Origin of the sequence: Pandoraea sp. (genome assembly GCF_041919235.1) — a bacterium.
In the GTDB taxonomy this organism is placed as follows: domain Bacteria; phylum Pseudomonadota; class Gammaproteobacteria; order Burkholderiales; family Burkholderiaceae; genus Pandoraea.
The window spans coordinates 30,662-48,622 of record NZ_JAYRUC010000014.1 but is presented as its reverse complement, the minus strand read 5'-3'; the positions used below and the strand labels follow the sequence as shown (position 1 = coordinate 48,622).

Below are 17,961 nucleotides of genomic sequence, written 5' to 3'. Positions count from 1 at the left end.
CACGCGACGGCGTCACGTCGCCCGATTTCCCCAGATTTCCCCCACATCCTGCGAAGTGCCGGACGTGCTGGACTTGGCGGCACTTCACTGCGCGGGTGTGGTTCGGTTTGAACGATCGGTGGATTGGACTGCAATCCGGTCGCGCCGTCGTCATTCCGATGCCCACGCTCACGTCGACTCAGTCGGCGGGCATCAGCCAGGGCTTCACGTAACGTCCATAGATGAGCGACTGAATCAGTGCGACGGTAGAGCCGATCAACACTTCAATCACGCGCAGCATGGCGAGGCTGAGCTCTTCATGCAGGCCTTGTCCCTGTCCGCTCAATGCTGCCGACATCAGAATCACGACCGTGGCCGGACCCAGACGCCAGTTCGCAGGATAGTTCTGCACCAGCATGGCAGCCAGTGTGGCGAGGGTGATGCCCACGAGCATCGCTGCCAGACCCGGCCCCATGATCAATAAGACGATACAGGCCACGACCGCCCCCGTAATCGTGTTGATCGAGCGCGCCTTGAAGTTGCTGCGCGCCTGCAGCGGGTCGGGTTCGGTCACGATGATGAGCGAAATCATCGCCCAGTAAGGCTCTGGAAAACCCGCAGCGCGCAGGCCGAACCAGACAATCAGCGAGCCGCTGAGAATCTTGACCAGATACACCAGCGCGTTCTTCTTGGGATGGAGAAAGGCGAGGGACATGAAACGCTCACGTTGCCAACACGGTAAGTTGTCAGTGTGACATAGGCGGCTTCGCGGACCTAACATAGACGATTCCAACCTGGCGGGGCGGGCAATCCGAAATATTGACCCTCTTCGTGCGTCTCGTAGGAAATGGTTCGAAATGCCAAGGACTGCGGGTTAGAATCGCCTCACTGGAACCCGGGAGGAGTCAGGCATGCAAAGCCGAGCGCAACGTGTCTGGCCGGCCGCGCCGTTGGCGTGGGTGGCACTGTTTCTTGGCGTGGTCGTGGCAACGCCTGCGCAAGCATCGCGCGTCGTCAGTGTCAGCCCGCAGGGTGAAGTCGCGAGCGTGGATCAGGTGGTCGTCAAGTTTGACGAAGCCATGGTGCCGGCGGGCGATCCGCGGGCGCCGGCACCCGCCACCGTGAGATGCGCCGACGCGTCGCTCACTGGCGACGGTCACTGGCTTGAACCGAAGATCTGGGTGTACGACTTCAAGGCATCGTTGCCACCGGGCGCGAAGTGTTCGGTCGAGATGCGGAGCGGGTTGTCTGCCGTTTCGGGCACAGTCTTGTCGGGCATTTCACGTTACGCATTCAACACGGGCGGCCCGGCCGTCTCGACCATCCGTCCGTCGTACGGTCTCATCGACGAAAACCAGATATTTATTCTGACGCTCAATGGCGCGGCGCTTCCGGCGACGGTGCGTGAGAATGCCTGGTGCGAGACGGAAAGTGTGGGCGAGCGCATTGGTGTGAAGTGGATCGACGGCGACACGCGCGCGGCGTTGCTCAAGCGCTTCAACCTCGACAAGCAGGCGGCGCGTGTCGTGATGCTGCAATGCAACCGCACGCTCGCCGCCGGTGCCAAGATGCATCTCGTGTGGGGGGCCGGCATTACTACGCCGTCGGGGGTGCCGACGAAGCAGGCGCGGCGCTTTGAATATGAAGTGCGCGAGGCGTTTACCGCCAGCTTCAGTTGCGAGCGTGAGAATGCGAACGCGCCCTGCACGCCACTGCGACCGCTGCGGCTGACGTTCAACTCACCGGTCGCCCGCGACGTGGCGGCCCGAATTCGCGTGCAAGGTGCGGGGGCCGAACGCTCGCCGAAGTTCAGCGATTCGGATCGCACCTCCAGTGTGAGCGACGTCACCTTCGACGCGCCATTCCCGGAGCGGGCCGAGTTGACCATTTCGCTCCCGAAGGGATTTACGGACGATAGCGGTCGGTCGCTCGACAATGCCAGTGAATTTCCTCTGAAGACGAAGACGGCAACGATGCCGCCGCTGGCCAAGTTCGCGGCGGCGCCGTTCGGTATCGTGGAGCGCTTTGCCGAGCCCGGTATGCCGCCAATGCTGCCGGTCACGCTGCGCAAGGTCGAGCCGGCGCTGCAGATCAACGGGCTGGGTGTGGCGGGCGAAGCCGCCAAGGGGGGCGAGAATGGCCGCACCTTGCAGTTGCGCGTGGATGACGATGCCGAGGTCATGACCTGGCTGTCGCGTGTTCGTCGTTTTGACGAAACGACGATGACCCGAAAGGAGATCGCACAGGAAATGCCGTCGATTCTGACGTCGCCTGCGGCGCAAGCGGCGTTTGGGCCGAATGCGGCAGTGATCGTCGAGAACAAGGTCGCGCGTTATGACACGCGCAGCCTGTCGTTGCTATCCGGGTTGCAAGGTGTTCAGGCGTTGACCCTGCCCGTGCCCAAGGGGAACGATCCGCGCCCGTTTGAAGTGGTCGGCATTCCGTTCCAGAAGCCCGGCTTCTATGTCGTGGAGCTGGCGTCGCCGTCGCTCGGCGCGGCGTTGCTTGGCAAGTCGTTGCCAATGTATGTGCGTACCACCGTGCTCGTCACCAATCTTGGTGTGCATTTCAAGATGGGCCGCGAGAATGCCGTGGCGTGGGTGACAACGCTCGACAAAGGGCAACCGGTACCCAATGCAAAGGTGCGGGTGCTCGATTGCGACGGCAGTGAAGTGGCGAGCGCGGTGACGGACAAGACGGGCGTGGCGAAGATCGATAAGTCGCTTGAGCAGGACCGCTATTGCGAGCGCACGATGCGTTCGGGGTATTTTGTAGTCGCCAGGACACAGGGAAGCGATCCCGATATGGCGTTTGTGTCGTCCGACTGGGATCGCGGCATCGAGCCGTGGCGTTTCCATGTGCCGACCGATGGCGGCAACAGTCCGACCGTGCGCGCGCAGACGGTTTTCGACCGCGTGCTGTTCCGTGTCGGCGAGACGGTATCGATGAAGCACTTCATCCGCCAGGAAACGATGCAGGGGCTGGCGCTGCCCGCGAGTCTGCCGTCGCAACTCACGATCACGCATGAAGGGTCCGGACAGACCTACACACAGCCCATTGCGTGGCGTAACGGACGGCTTGCCGAGAGCACGTTCCAGATTCCGCAGGGCGCGAAGCTGGGCGAGTACGCGGTGACACTCGATTACACGGATGCCGATTCGCGTCCGAAGTCCTATCCAGCGTCGCTCGACGCGGGCCATTTCCGGGTGGATGCCTTCCGTCTGCCAGTCCTGGCCGGATCGATTGGCGTGCGCGATGCGGTGAAGTCGCCGCTCATCAACAAGACGGAAGCCCCGGTCAACGTCCAGGTGAACTATGTGGCGGGTGGTCCAGCGGGCAATCTGGCGGTGCGTGTCTCTGCGTTGTTGCGCGTGCGCGATCTGACATTCGACGGATATGACGATTTCAGCTTCACGCCGTACCGTCCGCCGTCGGCGCAGTCGGGGGCTGATGACAATGATCAGGAAAATGACGAGGGTTCGGCATCGAGCGATCAGAAGTTGGTGGCCGACAAGCAACGTCTCGTGCTTGATCGAAACGGCGCTGGAAGTCTGACGCTCAAGGACCTTCCGAAGGTCGAGCGGCCGAGCGACCTGGTGCTCGAAGCGAGTTTTTCGGACCCGAACGGCGAGATTCAGACGCTTCGCGGCAATGCGACGCTGTGGCCCGCCAATTTGATCACCGGCGTGCGCAGCGAAAGCTGGGTGTCGATCACGAACAAGTTGCCCGTGAAGGCGCTTGCGCTCGATCTGCAGGGCAAGCCGAAGGCCGGGGTGGCGATGGCGGTGCGCGCAGAAGCACGAATCACGACCAGCAGCCGTAAGCGCATGGTGGGTGGCTTTTACGCCTACGACAACCGCACCGAGGTCAAGGACCTGGGAACGGTGTGCAGTGGCAAGACGGACGCGCGTGGTCTGTTGTCATGCGACGTGTCGCTCTCGCAACCGGGCGAAATAACGCTCGTTGCACAGGCGAAAGACGACACGGGCAATCTGAGCACGTCGACGACGAGTGTTTGGGTGACGGGACGCGGCGAGGTCTGGTTTGGCGGCGACAATACCGACCGCATGGACGTACTGCCGGAGCGCCGCGCCTATGAGCCGGGCGAGACGGCCAAGCTGCAGGTGCGCATGCCTTTTCGCGAGGCGACGGCACTCGTGGCGATTGAGCGCGAAGGCGTGATGGAGACGCGCACGATGGAGATCTCCGGCAAGGACCCGAGCATTTCGCTGAAGGTCGATCCGTCGTGGGGGCCCAATGTCTACGTGTCGGTGCTCGCCGTGCGTGGGCGAATCCATGAAGTGCCCTGGTACTCATTCTTCCAATGGGGTTGGAAGCAGCCGCTGGAATGGTTCAGGGCCTTTTGGTACGAGGGGCGGGAGTACCAGGCCCCGACCGGATTGGTGGACCTGGGCAAGCCGGCCTATCGCTTCGGCTTGGCCGAACTGCGTGTGGGCACCGCAGGGCAGCGACTGGGCGTAACGGTGAAGCCGGATGCGCCGACCTACCCGGTGCGAGGCCATGCCAAAGTGCATATCAAGGTCACGCAGCCCGACGGCAAACCCGTTGCCGCCGGATCGGAGGTCGCTGTCGCGGCGGTGGACGAGGCACTGCTCGAGCTGGCACCTAACACCAGTTGGAATCTGCTCGATGCCATGTGGCAACGTCGCAGCTATAGCGTGACGACCGCCACGGCGCAGATGGAGATCATCGGGCGCCGGCATTACGGTCGCAAGGCGGTACCCGCGGGCGGTGGCGGCGGCAAGAGCCCGACGCGCGAGCTGTTCGACACGCTCTTGCTCTGGCAGCCGCGCGTCGTGCTCGACGCCAAGGGCGAGGCGAGTGTGGACGTGCCGCTCAACGACTCGTTGTCCAGTTTCCGCATTGTGGCGATTGCCGATGACGGCAAGCCAGGCGCGCAGGCGCTTGGCTGGTTCGGCACCGGGACCGCGACGATTCGCACCACGCAGGATCTGCAATTGATCTCCGGATTGCCGCCACTGGTCCGCGAAGGCGACAACTATCGTGCCCAGTTCACCGTTCGCAACACAACGCAACATGCCATGCAGGTGCAATTGACCGCACGCGCGACCCAATTGACCCTGGCGCCGCAACGCATTGACGTGCCGGCCGGCGAATCGCGCGAAGTGGCGTGGAACGTGAGCGCGCCTGCCGGACTGGCGGATACGCGTGTGCAACGTGTGCTGTGGGAGGTCAGTGCGCAGGCCCCGGCGACCGGAGGTGCGCCAGCGGCAAGCGACACGATCAAGGTGGGACAGGATATCCGGCCATCGCTGCCCGCGAGCGTTCAGCAGTCGGTGCTCATGCAAGTCGAAGGCAGTCTCACGCTGCCTATGGCGCCGCCCGCAGGCGCCGTGTCCGATAGCACCGGAAAGTTGCGGGGTGAGGTTCGCGTTAGCCTGCAACCGCGTCTGTCACAGGGGCTGCCGGGCGTGAAGCGCTGGTTCGAGCTGTATCCATACGCGTGTCTGGAGCAGCAGGCGTCGAAGGCGCTTGGCCTGAGAGACGTCGCGCAATGGAAGCGGGTGACCGGTATGCTGCCGTCGTATCTCGATGAAGATGGGCTGGCCAGCTATTTTCCGCCGCAAGAAGGCTTCGCCAATCAAGGCAGCGATACCCTCACCGCCTATCTGCTGGCCGTGAGTAGCGAAGCGAAAGCGCTCGACCCGGCCTATGGCCTGCCCGACGACGCGCTGGCTCGCATGGAAGACGGTTTGACGGCATTCGTCGACGGGCGTTTGACGCGCCGCTTCTGGGCACCGCGTGATGACCTGACGCTGCGCAAGCTCGCCGCGATCGAGGCGTTGTCTCGGTATGGCCGGGCAAACGCGCGTATGTTGAGCGCACTCACCATCGCACCGAACGACTGGCCAACGTCGGCAGTCATCGACTGGTACGCGATTCTGCAACGACTGCCCGACATCCCACAGCGCGTCGAGCGGATGGCGCAGGCCGACCAGATCCTGCGGGCACGTCTGTCGTATCAGGGCACACGCGTGGGCTTCTCGACGCAGGCAAGCGACGGGCTTTGGTGGCTGATGGTCGGGCCGGAGACCAACGCAGCGCGGCTGGCATTGCTGATGAACGCGAACCCGGCGTGGAAAGACGAGATGCCGCGTCTCGTGATCGGGCTGCTGGGGCTGCAATCGCGCGGGGCCTGGTCGACGACCACGGCGAACGTCTGGGGCGGCTTGGCCGTGGATCGATTCTCGGCACGCTTCGAGCGCGACACACCGTCGGGACAAACCGCCATTCAGTGGCAGCGCGACAACCAGACGAGCGGCGGTGTGCAAATCGTCGACTGGGACAAGCTCAAGGCAGGCACCGTACCGCCAGCGGTCTCGCTGCCGTGGCTGAGCAATGCGATCGCCGGAACGGACAGCGCGCGCGATGTGTTGCGTCTTGAGCAGACGGGGGCGGGCAAGCCGTGGGCGACGATCCAGAGCCTGGCCGCCGTACCACTCAAGGCCCCGTTCTCGGCCGGCTATCGTGTGACGCGCAGCGTTCAGGTGCAGGACGCCGCAGATCGCTCGGGTGACAGCTTCGTGCGCGGTGCGGTGTTGCGTGTGCGTCTCGACATCGACGCGCAGGCGGACATGCGCTGGGTCGTGGTGAGCGATCCGCTGCCGGGCGGTGCGACGGTGCTTGGGGGCGGGCTTGGTCGCGACTCCGTCATTGCCACACAGGGCGAAAAGCGCGAAGGTGCCATGCCAGCGTTCGAGGAAAGGGCGCAAGACGCTTACCGTGCCTATTACGACTATCTGCCCAAGGGGCAGCATCGCATTGAATATACGGTGCGTCTGAACAACGTCGGCAAGTTCGCGACGCCGCCAACGCGCGTCGAAGCGATGTACGAACCTGCGATGTACGGTGAGACGCCGAACGCGCCGGTGCAAGTGGTGCCGGCAAAGCAATGACGAACGGAGGACGAGCCGTCATGACGTCGAACTTCTTTGCGCCGGCGGCGGCGCTGCCCCCGGAGGTGCGCCGCTTCTGGTGGCTGGCCGCCGTTGCGAGCGCAGCCTATGCACTGGCGTTGCGCGGCGCGCCCTATGCCGATCAGCCCGTCGCGAAAGCCTTGATGTGTGCATTGCTGCTGTTCGCGGCCTTGTATCACCGGGTGCCTCGTGAGCGGGTGTGGTTGTGCGCCGCGCTGATCTTTTCGGGGGTGGGCGATGTTCTGCTCGCCTCGCCGACGGTGGCGCAAGGCTTCGTGCTGGGACTGGGGGCATTCCTGCTGGCCCATCTCGCCTATTTCATGCTGTTCTGGCGCTTGCGGCGTCGATGGGCGCAAGTGCCCGGCTGGCATCGCGTTGCGATCGTGCTGGTGTGGGTGGCGGGCGCGCTCGCCTATGCGATGTACTGGCCTGGAATGGGCGAACTCAAGGCGCCAGTGGCGTGTTACGTGATTGTGCTGGCCATGATGGCCTCGGCGGCGCTGCTGGCCGATCTGCCCGGCGAATGGGCCCCGGTCGGCGCGCTGCTCTTCACCGTTTCCGACGCCCTCATCGGTACTACGCGTTTCGTTGGTGCCATTCCGGCGCAAGAGTACGCCATCTGGATTTTCTACGCGCTCGCACAATTGCTGCTCGCGGCCGGCATCATGGCGATGCGCACGCCGCCTATCGCACAAGCGGCTGAGGAGCATGCGCGTCGTGTCTGAACATCGTTGTTGGGCCGCCGTCCGTCACGTGGGGCTGAGCGTTACGCTCATGCTCGGATTGCTTCAGGCACCTGCGCCTGCGTACGCGGTGCCATCGTTTGACGAAGTGCGTCAGGACTGGCGCGCGTCGGACTGGATTCTGCTGGATCGCCATGGCGAGCCCCTGCAGCGCCTGCGGGCCGACATGAACGCGCAACGCGGCGACTGGGTAACGCTCGCCGACGTCTCGCCCGCCTTTCGTGAGGCGCTGATCGTTTCCGAAGACAAGCGCTTCTACGAGCACAGCGGTGTGGACTGGCGTGGCGTGGCCGCCGCCGCATGGGGCAATCTTTGGCACACGCGCACACGCGGTGCGTCCACGCTGACAATGCAGTTGGCAGGTCTGCTCGACGACGCCCTGCGCCCGAGCGCCCGCAATCGCTCCGTGGCGCAGAAGATCGGTCAGGCGGCCACGGCATTGTGGCTGGAGCAGCGTTGGCGCAAGGACCAGATTCTCGAGGCGTATCTGAACCTCGTGCCGTTTCGCGGCGAACTCGTTGGCCTCTCGGCCGTGTCGCAGACGCTTTTCGGCAAGTTGCCCATCGGACTCGACGCCCGCGAGTCGGCGCTGGCCGTCGCGTTGCTGCGCGCACCGAACGCGCCCGCCGCGCGTGTCGCACAGCGCGCTTGCCGCATCCTGCGCGACCTGGGGCAGGCGGCTGACTGCAACGGCCTCGACGGCTACGCACAACTCGTGTTTCTGCGACCCGCAAGTGTGATGACGACGCGCGACGCCGTCAATCTGGCGCCCCACTTCGCGCGGCGCGTCTTCAGCGAGAGTCGTCCGCCAGCGGGCACGCGAATTACCAGCACGCTGGATGCGAATCTCCAGCGCATGGCCGTCACCACGCTGCAGCAGACGCTGCGCGAACTGGGCACGCCTGGACGTTCACGCAACGTGCAGGACGGGGCCGTCGTCGTCATCGACAACGCGAGCGGAGACATTCTTGCGTGGGTCGGTTCGTCGGGTGCGTTGTCGTCCGCGGCGCAGGTCGATGGCGTCACGTCATTGCGACAGGCGGGCTCCACACTCAAGCCGTTCCTCTATGCACAGGCGATCGCCGAGCGGCGGGTGACCGCTGCGTCGCTGCTTGACGATTCACCCATCGATTTGCCCACGGGCGGAGGTCTCTACATTCCGCAGAATTACGATCATCATTTCAAGGGATGGGTCAGTGCGCGCACGGCGCTGGGCTCGTCGCTCAACGTGCCGGCCGTGCGCACGCTCGTGATGGTCACGCCGCGCCGGTTCGCTCAAACGCTCGTCTCGCTCGGCCTGCCGCTCACCCAAAGCGGCGACTTCTACGGCTACAGCCTCGCCCTCGGCAGCGCCGATGTCACATTGCTCTCGCTGACGAATGCCTATCGCGCGCTGGCCAATGGGGGGATCGCCAGCGGCGTGAACGAGCGCATGCCTGACACGGCACGCACGCGTGGGGCCGACAAACCGCGCGGGAATGCACGTGAGGTTACGCACACGACGGTCTTCTCGCCACAGGTGAGTTTCATCGTGTCGGACATGATCGCCGACCGGCAGGCGCGCACGCGCACCTTCGGCCTCGACAGCCCGCTCGCCACACGTTACTGGACCGCCGTGAAGACCGGTACCAGCAAGGACATGCGCGACAACTGGGCCGTGGGGTATTCGCGCCGCTATACGGTCGGCGTCTGGGTGGGCAACGCCGACGGTGCGCCAATGTGGGACGTCTCGGGCGTGTCGGGCGCCGCGCCGATCTGGCATCGGCTCATGGACTATCTGCATCGTCGCACGGCGAGCCTGCCGCCCGCTGCACCGCCGGGACTTGAGCATGTTGCGGTGCGGTATGCCGAGCACGTTGAACCTGCGCGTGACGAGTGGTTTCTTCCTGGAACGTCGCAACCCACGATTGCACTGTCAGCGCTCGCAACCAAAGCGCCTGGCGGACCGCTCTGGCGGATTGCGGGGCCGACCGACGGCACCATCGTTGCGCTCGACCCGGACATTCCGCCCGCAAACCAGCGGCTCTGGTTCCAGGTGGGTGCAGCGTGGCCCAAAGGTGCAGCGTGGCGACTCGACGGCAAGCCGCTTGCGGGCCGTGGGCGCGTGGGGTGGCTGCCGTGGCCAGGGCGCCATACGCTTGAACTCGTCGACGCCGCTGGCGCCGTGCGTGACAGTGTTCGCTTCGAGGTGCGCGGTGCCACACTCACCGACGACAAACGCATGCGCAGTGCGCGTCGCTGAGCGCATGTGCGCAACGTTGTCGCGCATTGCCACGATTAATTTTTGACGAGGGGGACGCGTTCACGCGATGCGCGCTACACTGAAATCAGACTTGGCAAAGCGTGACGCGATGTGACGGCGGCGAGTGCGACCCCTGCCGGCAACGACGCACGCCCCCGAAGCGGAGACCTATCGATGATCACGCTGGACGCGCGCCAAACCGCGCAATTGTTGCCGTATCCCCAGTTGGCCGACGGGATTGAGGCCATGCTCATGGAAATGCGCTCGGGTACTGCGCGCGCGCCCGAGCGTCTGCATTTCGCGCTGACCGAGCCAGAGCGCGGTCGCCGTGGCGGCGTGCTGCTGGTGATGCCGGCGGCCAATCGCGATGTCGCGATGACCAAGCACATCACGGTTCATCCCGAGAATTGCCGTGTGGGAAAACCGTCCATCATCGGCGAGGTGATGGTATTCGATCCGCATACGGGCGAGCGACTGATGTTGCTCGACGGGCCCACCGTGACCGGTCGACGCACGGCAGCCGTGACGCTGTTCGCTGCCCGAAAATTTGCACCGCGCCCGAAGGGACCCGTACTGATCGTCGGCGCAGGGGTGCAGGCGAGGGCGCATCTCGAGGCCTTTGCTGCAGGAATGGGCACGCGTCATTTCATGATCTTCTCGCGCAGCGCCGAACGTGCGCACGCGCTCGCGGATCACGCGGCGACACTCGGTGTGGAAGCGACCGTGGTCGATGCCGTTGAACCGATGCTCAATACCGTGAGCATCGTGATTGCGGCGACGACCAGCAACGAGCCTGTGCTGCCCGATAGCGACGTGCTGCGCTGGCGCGATGACATCTTCGTGGCAGGTGTTGGCGCGTTCCGACCGGATATGCGCGAGCTGCCACCACAGTTGTGCCGCGACGCCGCCGTGCGAGGCACGCTGGTCGTCGACACGTGGGAGGTCAAACACGAAGCCGGCGACCTGCTGCACGCAGGTATCGACTGGGGGCGTGCTGCACCGTTGCTCGACGCGATCATCACCCCCGATCGCTTCCGTTCGAGCGGCCCGGTGCTGTTCAAGAGCGTGGGCTACGCGCTATGGGATCTCGCCGCCGTGCTGTGCGCGCGCGCCAATCTCGCAAGGGACGGTGTGCCCGCCGAGTGAGATGTCGACCGGTGCGATAACCAGACACGGCGAGACATTGCGAACCGCTGCGAAACATTGCGGAACATTGCGAAGCATTGCGGAACACGGATCGCGTCGAGACATGGCCGGTATCGCGGGATCAGGCGGGCAGCGCAAACGGCACGCCCGCCGATGTCCCCTTGCGTCCTGCGGCATCGGTCGACGTGTCCGGCGTAATCACATGCACCGGCAAGCCGAGCGTCGTTTCGATGAGGTCGGCGCGCATCACGTCGCGGGGTGTGCCGGTCGCGAGAATGCGGCCGTTCGCGAGCAGCGCCATGCGGTCCGCGTGACGCGCCGCCAGGTTGACATCGTGCACGATGGCCATCGCGCCGAAGCCCCACGACTTGGCGAGCGCACGCGTGAGCGAGAGCAGGTGATGCTGATGGGCGAGGTCGAGCGCTGCGGTCGGTTCGTCGAGCAGCAGATAGCGCGGCACCGATGGCACGGGTGCGCCGTCGTCGGGCCATAGCTGCGCGAGTACGCGTGCAAACTGCACGCGCGCCCATTCGCCGCCTGACAGGGTCATCACGTCTCGATGCAGCAATGGCAGCGCGCCGGCGCGTTCCAGCGCAAGGGCCGCGATCTCCGTATCGCGGGGGGGCGTTTTGCCGGCGTTGCCAAGTCGGCGTGGTCTCGGGAACGGCAAGCGACCCATCGTCACGATTTCCAATGCGCTGAACGGGAACGACAACTGCGCGGTTTGCGGCAGTACGGCGCGCAGGCGGGCCAGTGCCGCCGCGGTGTAGTGCGAGAGCGGCGTGCCGTTGAGCGTGAGTGCGCCGCTCATGTGCGTGCGCGGCGGCAGTGGCTCGCCGGCCAGCGCCTTGAGCAAGGTGCTCTTGCCCGCACCGTTTCGGCCGAGCAGTACGAGCAGCTCGCCGGGGCGGATGTCGAGCGACAATCCGCGGAGCACCGGCGAATCGGTGTGAGCAATCGTGAGGTCGTGTGCACTGAGCATGGCAATATCCTGTGTCGTCGGTTCGGATGTGTCATTCGTCATAGGCCGAACTGACCGCGACGCCGCCACAGCAGCGCGAGGAAGAACGGCGCGCCGAGCAGTGCCGTGAGAATGCCGAGCGGCAGTTCTGCAGGCGCCACCGAAGTGCGGGCGACGAGGTCGGCAAGCAACGTCAGGATCGCACCGAAGAGGGCCGCCGCCGGCAGCACGGCACGCGGGTCCGGGCCGACCAACAGCCGCACGATATGGGGCGCAATCAGGCCGATGAAGCCGATCATGCCGCTCGACGCGACAAGCGCGCCAACGCAAAGCGCGCAAGCGATCATCACGCGACGCTTGACCGACTGCACGGCAACACCGAGATGCAACGCCTCCGCCTCCCCCAGCAGCAACGCGCTCAGTGAGCGGCACTGCGTGGCGAGTGCGACGATACCCAGTGCCACGGGCCACACGATGACGGCGAGCATCGGCCATTGGGCGCCGCCGAGACTGCCGAGCGTCCAGAACGTGAGCGTGCGCAATTGCGTATCGTTGGCGAGGTACGTCAGCAAGCCGATGGCCGCACCCGAGACGGCATTGATCGCAATGCCGGCGAGCAGCAGCAAGGGCAGGGCGAGACGCCCGCGTCCCGCCGCCAGCCGGTAGACGAGCGTCGTGACGCCGAGCGCACCGGCGAACGCCGCCACGGGCAGCAGCCACAGGCCGAGCGACGCCGGCAATACGACGCCGCCCAACACGATGACACCGGCCGCGCCCAGCGCAGCCCCGCTGGACACGCCGATCAGACCGGGGTCGGCGAGCGGATTGCGAAAGAGCGCCTGCAATGCGGCGCCTGCCGCACCGAAGCCCGCACCGACCAGTACGCCGAGCACGATGCGCGGCAGGCGGATTTGCAACATGACGTTGCGCGTCTGGTCCTGAGCGAAGTCGCCCGTGGCGCCGCGGAACAGCACCGCAATGGCCTCGCCGGGCGCAATGCGATAGGCCCCCCCGCATAGTGCCGCGAGCACGGCGACGGCGAGCAGTCCCGCGAGGCCCGTCATGACGAGCCACTGCGGCGGGCGTCGTCGCGTTGCACCGGTGTGACCGAATGCAGCGGTCGTGGCCGAGGCGCCTGCCGCCTCCGACGGGCGGGACGGCAACGACTTCGGAATCGGGGGAGCGGCTGATAGGTCTTGGTTCATTGACTGATGACGAATGTCAGAATGGCCCGGGCGGTTGCAACGTCGAGCAGCGCCGCGTAATGCGTTCGCGCGCGTTCACACGCGTTCACACGCGTTCAAGCGGCGTGCACGCGCTGTGCGAGATCGGCCACCGCTTGGGGCAGACGCGGACCGAAGCCGAGTAGATACAAGGCGTCGAAGCTCACGACGCGTTTGGCGCGCCCGGCGGGCGTGTTGGCGAGCCCCGGTTGGGCGAGAAGGGTGAGCGCAGGATCGGCGGGCGACGGACCGGTGGTGGTCGTAAGCAGCACGTCGGGCTGGGCGGCGACCGCCGCTTCGGCCGTGAGCGGGCGGTAGCCGGTGAAGCCGCGCAGCGCGTTCGTTGCCCCGGCGTAGGCGAGCACGGCGTCGGCCGCCGTGTCTTGCCCTGCGACCATCACCTGATTGCCCGTATGGCCGAGGATGAACAGCACGCGCGGCCGACGTTGAAGGCCATACCGTTGTTCGATCTGGTCGCGAACGCGCTGCCAGTCCGACATGAAGCGGCCCGCCACGCGGGCGCCGTCGTCATCGACGCGCAGGGCGGCCGCGACTTCGTGAATATGCTCGCGCACCCGCTCGACTGTGTAGCCATGGGTGAAGCGCTTGACGGGAACGCCGGCTGCCGCGATTTGCGAGAGCACTGTGGGCGGACCCGCTTCCGCGCCGGCCAGCAGCAGGTCGGGGTGCAGCGAGAGCACGCCTTCGGCAGACAGGGTGCGCAAATAGCCGATCTTGGGCAACTGTGTGGCTGCGGCCGGATACAGGCTGGTCAGATCGTTGGCGATCATGCGACGCTGCGCCCCGAGAGCGTAGACGATTTCGGTGAGCGCGCCGCCGGCGACCACCACGCGCACCGGCCCGTCCTTGCCCAGTGTGGCGGGCAGATCGGACGATGCCGTGCTCGCCAGCGACGTCGGCACCCGCGTGCCGAGCCAGATCCCGGCCGACAGCGCCACGCCCTTGCTCAGCAGCGCGCGACGCGAGACGCCGCGCGCGTCGAATGGCGCGTTCACGCCGAGGCCTCCGTGACCCCCTGGGCGCCGGTCGCATGCGCCACGCGCACGAGCGCCTCGCGCCAATCTTCACGCTCGGGCTGGCCCGGCTTGCGCTCGCCGAAGCACATGGCGATCACCATGCCCGAGGCATCGAGCAACTCCAGCGACGAGACGATGCCGTCGGACGTCGGCTTGCGCACGATCCACGCCGTGTCGACGAGGTCTTCGCGCAGATGAAGATTGAAGCCCGGATCGAGCACGTTGACCCATGGACCCATCACGCGAATGTTTTTCACCGGGCCGGTGTGGATCTGAATCATGCCCGCGTTGCCGACGAACACCATGATCGGCAGATCGGTGCTGGCGGCATCTTCGAGCAGCGTACGGACCGACGCCGCAGACACCTGTTGTGCATGGCCGTCGGGTGCGAGGCGCAAGGCCTGGGCGCGCGACACACCGTGACGCTTGAGCATGTCGAAGAACTGGTGAGTGTCGGACATGGCCAGCCAGTCGCGCTGGAAGGCGGCCGCGTCGATGCCGGCATCGGGCGTTTCGGCCTTCGGGGCGTCAGCGGCGGCCACATGCTGGCCGGGCGTCTGATCGTCGGCGCGGAAGCGGGCGACAAGGGTCTCATACGCGGCCAGATCGCTGTGCGTGCGCAGGAACATCTTGTGCACGGCTGTGCCGGCCTTGTCGAAGAATTGGAGCGAACGGCGCGGGCCGTTTTCCGCAGGGGTTTCGACGGCGTATCCGTACGCCCATTGGTGATAGAAGATGCGCAGGTCGAGATCCTTGCCGAGCCCGAGGCCAATCGTGCCGGAATGCGAGAGCGTCTCGTACTGGCCGTCCTTCTCGTGAACGGCAGCGTTGTTGCGCGTGAGCGCCATCACGCGTCCCAGCGCGGGCAGCGCTTCGACGATCTCGATGAACTCGGGGCGCAGACGCACGACGTGTTTGCCAACGAAGGCCGCGACCGTCTCGCCCTCGGAGACGCCCAGTGCGGCGGCGGCGTCGCGATCACGCAGGTTCTGTTCGGTCTTCACCCGGTGGAATTCACTGCGCAAGCGAGCGACGTCGGCAGGCGCCGGAAATGCCGGGCGGGCGGCGGGGGTAGCGGTTTTGGCGTTCATCATGCGATTTCCTTTGTAGCGTTTTGATTGGCGATGGCTGGCAGGCTGGCATGTGCCGGTGGGCGTCGGGCACGCCCAGGGTTGGCGCACCCGTGCAGGTCTGACAATCGATCCGGGGGATCAGTACTGAAGCTTCAGGCTCACGGCCACGCTGCGGCCGGGCGCCGAATACGCGTCCTTGATCGTCGAGTTTTCGGCGAGGTTGCGCACGTCCGACCAGTTCCAGTACTTGCGGTCGAACACGTTGTAGATTCCGGCGTAGACGGTCGCGGACTTATTGATGCGGTAGCCGCCCGACAGATCGAGCACGACCGACGACGGCGGCGCCCAGCAGTTCTGGTTCTGCTGCGTGCCGGCGGTGCAGGTCTTCGCAATCTGGCTCCGCGATTTGGCGGCCTGGAACAAAAGGTCGGCTTGCGCAAACCAGGTGCTGTTCGGCTCGTAGCGCACCCCCAGCACCATCGAGAACGGGTTGACGGTATTGAGCGGCTGGCTGGCGGCACCGTTGTCTTCGGTGGTGCCATGTGTGTACGCCATGGCGGTTCGCAGCGTCAGCCCGCCCTTGAGGGCCCACGTGGCGCGGCCTTCCCAGCCCTGAATACGGGCCTGGCTGAAGTTCACGAACTGATAGATGAGCGGATCGTTCGGACGGCCTGAGCCGCTGATGTTGCGCTGCGAGATGAAGTTGCGATAGTTGCCCGCGAAGACCGCCGTGCTGTAGGTGAGCGGGCCGAGGGTCGTGGTCAGACGGCCGCGCAAACCTAGCTCGAACGTGTCGCTCGTTTCGGGTTTGAGGTTCGGGTTCGCGATCGACATGTAGCCGAAGATCGGATTCGAGAAGCCGTTGTTTACCTGGTCGGGCGTCGGCGTGCGGAAGCCGCGCGCGTATTGCACGTACGGAATCAGCGACGGCGCAATCTCATACATGATTGCCAGACGCGGCGAGAACGCGGAATCGTTCGACGACGTCGGTTGAACACGTGTTCCCGAGGAGGTTTGCGAGACGTAGAGGGGGTCGTTCCGCTTCGGCGAGAGCCAGTAGGCGTCGTAGCGAATGCCCGGCGTCACGGTGAGCGCGCCGTAGCGAATCTCGTCCTGTAGATACGCGCCGAAGAGCGTGTAATCGGTGTCCGGGAACGCTTTGTTCGGGAACGACTCGCCTACGCCCGGCACCGTGCCGTTGCGGTAGCTGGTGACGTACGCGAGGCTCGCGTCGGTGCCATACACGAGCTTGTGCGTGAGCGGGCCGGTGGCGAAGTGGCTTTGCGCTTGCAGCGAGCCGCCGACGGTGCGCTCCTTGTACGTGTTGTCGCGCGTACGATCCCCTGCCGTGCGTTGTTCGTAGGCGTATTGGCTGTTCTTCGCGTCCTGGAAGTACAGCAATGCGTGAATATTCTGGACGTATGCCCGCGAGGCGTCGTTGAAGTCGTAATCGAGACTGAGGCGATTGCGCTCAAGACGGTCGCTCGTGTTCAGGCCCAGTGTCGTCGGCGGATTGACGGCCGACAGCACGCGCGAGTCCACGCGGCGGCGTACGCTCTCGCCGGTCAGCTTGAACGTCGAGCTGGGCGTGGCGTTGAAGACCAGCTTGCCGAGGACGGAGTCGCCGTTGCTGTCCTGCGGGTTGGCCGTGGTGCGCGACGTGCTGGCCGAGTCGTTGCCGCCCCGGCCGTCAAGCGCGTGGCCCTTGTTGCCGTCGACAATCACCATGCCCTGCCATTGCTCTCCACCCCACGCGGCCTGCGCAGTCGTGCCGAAGCTGCGGTCCATCGAGTTGTAGTACGGACGCAGCGAGAAATAGGTCGACTTGCCGAACACGTCGAGCAGGTCCTGCGGATCTTTGGTGAGGAAGTTGACGACGCCGGTGAGGCCGTCGCTGCCATACAACGACGACGCCGGGCCGCGCAGGATTTCGATGCGGCGTAGTACGTCCATGCTCATGTAGTCGCCGCGACCGGCTTCGAGCGGGCCGAACGAGTAGGACGAGGGCATGCGGATGCCGTCCTCGAAAAGGGCCACGCGATTGCCTTCGAGGCCGCGGATATTGATGCTCGAATTGCCGTCACGACCGCCGCCGGCAGCGGCCGAGGCCGGGCGATAGGGGGCGCGGCGCACGGTGACGCCGGGCTCGTACCGCAACGCTTCCTTGATGTCCTGCGCCTGTTGCTCTTCGAGATCCTGGTCGGTGATGACGGAGATGGACGCCGGTGTGCGTTCCGCGTCGGTCGGGGTGCGTGTCGCCGTGACGTTCACCTCCCGCAGATTGGCTTGCGCCGGTTGCAGCGGCGCGCGTTGGCTCGTCTGCGCGGGTTTGGCCGGCTGTGCCGAATCGTCAGTTGTGGCCGGTTGGGCGACGGCCGCGGGCAACCAGAAAGCGGCGAGCACGGCCGCCGCGAGCGGCGGCAAATGCCGACGCGGCTCGAACCCACGATGGCGTGGCGAGGCTTCGGTTCGGATCACAGCGCCACGGCGGGTACGAATCGAACCGTTGGCGACGTATCGCCGGTCATCCCGGCGCATTGACATGAGGAAAGCGCGGCCCCCGCCGCTCGACAACTGCTTCACTGCTGGCTCCCAGTG

General features: G+C 65.4%; 10 protein-coding genes. 4 read left to right on the top strand and 6 right to left on the bottom strand.

Annotated features, from left to right (window positions below; genetic code table 11):
* Nucleotides 1-178 precede the first annotated feature (178 nt).
* On the bottom strand, nucleotides 179-694 hold the full coding sequence (locus ACE3UG_RS12850; RefSeq protein ID WP_374624467.1) for an FUSC family protein: 516 nt from the start codon (nucleotides 692-694) through the stop codon (nucleotides 179-181).
* A gap of 196 nt (nucleotides 695-890) precedes the next feature.
* On the opposite strand from ACE3UG_RS12850, the gene ACE3UG_RS12845 reads away from it, so the two are divergent.
* The 4 genes from ACE3UG_RS12845 (at nucleotide 891) to ACE3UG_RS12830 (ending at nucleotide 11,069) form a co-directional block, all read left to right on the top strand.
* Entirely contained in the window at nucleotides 891-6,917 is a 6,027-nt protein-coding gene (locus ACE3UG_RS12845) for an alpha-2-macroglobulin (protein ID WP_374624465.1), read from the top strand.
* 20 nt (nucleotides 6,918-6,937) lie between these two features.
* The gene (locus ACE3UG_RS12840; protein ID WP_374624463.1) at nucleotides 6,938-7,663 is read left to right on the top strand and encodes a lysoplasmalogenase; all 726 of its coding nucleotides are present in this window, start codon (nucleotides 6,938-6,940) and stop codon (nucleotides 7,661-7,663) included.
* A gap of 49 nt (nucleotides 7,664-7,712) precedes the next feature.
* Nucleotides 7,713-9,923, top strand: coding sequence for a penicillin-binding protein 1C (pbpC, locus tag ACE3UG_RS12835; RefSeq protein WP_374624573.1), 2,211 nt, complete (start codon nucleotides 7,713-7,715; stop codon nucleotides 9,921-9,923).
* A 174-nt stretch (nucleotides 9,924-10,097) separates the two neighbouring features.
* On the top strand, nucleotides 10,098-11,069 hold the full coding sequence (locus ACE3UG_RS12830; RefSeq protein ID WP_374624461.1) for a delta(1)-pyrroline-2-carboxylate reductase family protein: 972 nt from the start codon (nucleotides 10,098-10,100) through the stop codon (nucleotides 11,067-11,069).
* Between the two features lie 121 nt (nucleotides 11,070-11,190).
* Here the strand turns inward: ACE3UG_RS12830 and ACE3UG_RS12825 are convergent, their stop codons facing one another.
* The 5 genes from ACE3UG_RS12825 to ACE3UG_RS12805 all read right to left on the bottom strand — a co-directional run bounded on the left by ACE3UG_RS12825 (nucleotide 11,191) and on the right by ACE3UG_RS12805 (nucleotide 17,907).
* Entirely contained in the window at nucleotides 11,191-12,051 is an 861-nt protein-coding gene (locus ACE3UG_RS12825) for an ATP-binding cassette domain-containing protein (protein WP_374624459.1), read from the bottom strand.
* A 38-nt stretch (nucleotides 12,052-12,089) separates the two neighbouring features.
* Nucleotides 12,090-13,235, bottom strand: coding sequence for a FecCD family ABC transporter permease (locus ACE3UG_RS12820; protein ID WP_374624457.1), 1,146 nt, complete (start codon nucleotides 13,233-13,235; stop codon nucleotides 12,090-12,092).
* A gap of 95 nt (nucleotides 13,236-13,330) precedes the next feature.
* Entirely contained in the window at nucleotides 13,331-14,269 is a 939-nt protein-coding gene (locus ACE3UG_RS12815; protein WP_374624455.1) for a hemin ABC transporter substrate-binding protein, read from the bottom strand.
* The gene (locus ACE3UG_RS12810; protein WP_374624453.1) at nucleotides 14,266-15,384 is read right to left on the bottom strand and encodes a hemin-degrading factor; all 1,119 of its coding nucleotides are present in this window, start codon (nucleotides 15,382-15,384) and stop codon (nucleotides 14,266-14,268) included. The genes ACE3UG_RS12815 and ACE3UG_RS12810 overlap by 4 nt, the downstream gene beginning before the upstream one ends.
* A 117-nt stretch (nucleotides 15,385-15,501) precedes the next feature.
* Complete coding sequence (locus ACE3UG_RS12805) at nucleotides 15,502-17,907, bottom strand: TonB-dependent hemoglobin/transferrin/lactoferrin family receptor (RefSeq protein ID WP_374624571.1); 2,406 nt, start codon at nucleotides 17,905-17,907, stop codon at nucleotides 15,502-15,504.
* Nucleotides 17,908-17,961: the final 54 nt, after the last annotated feature.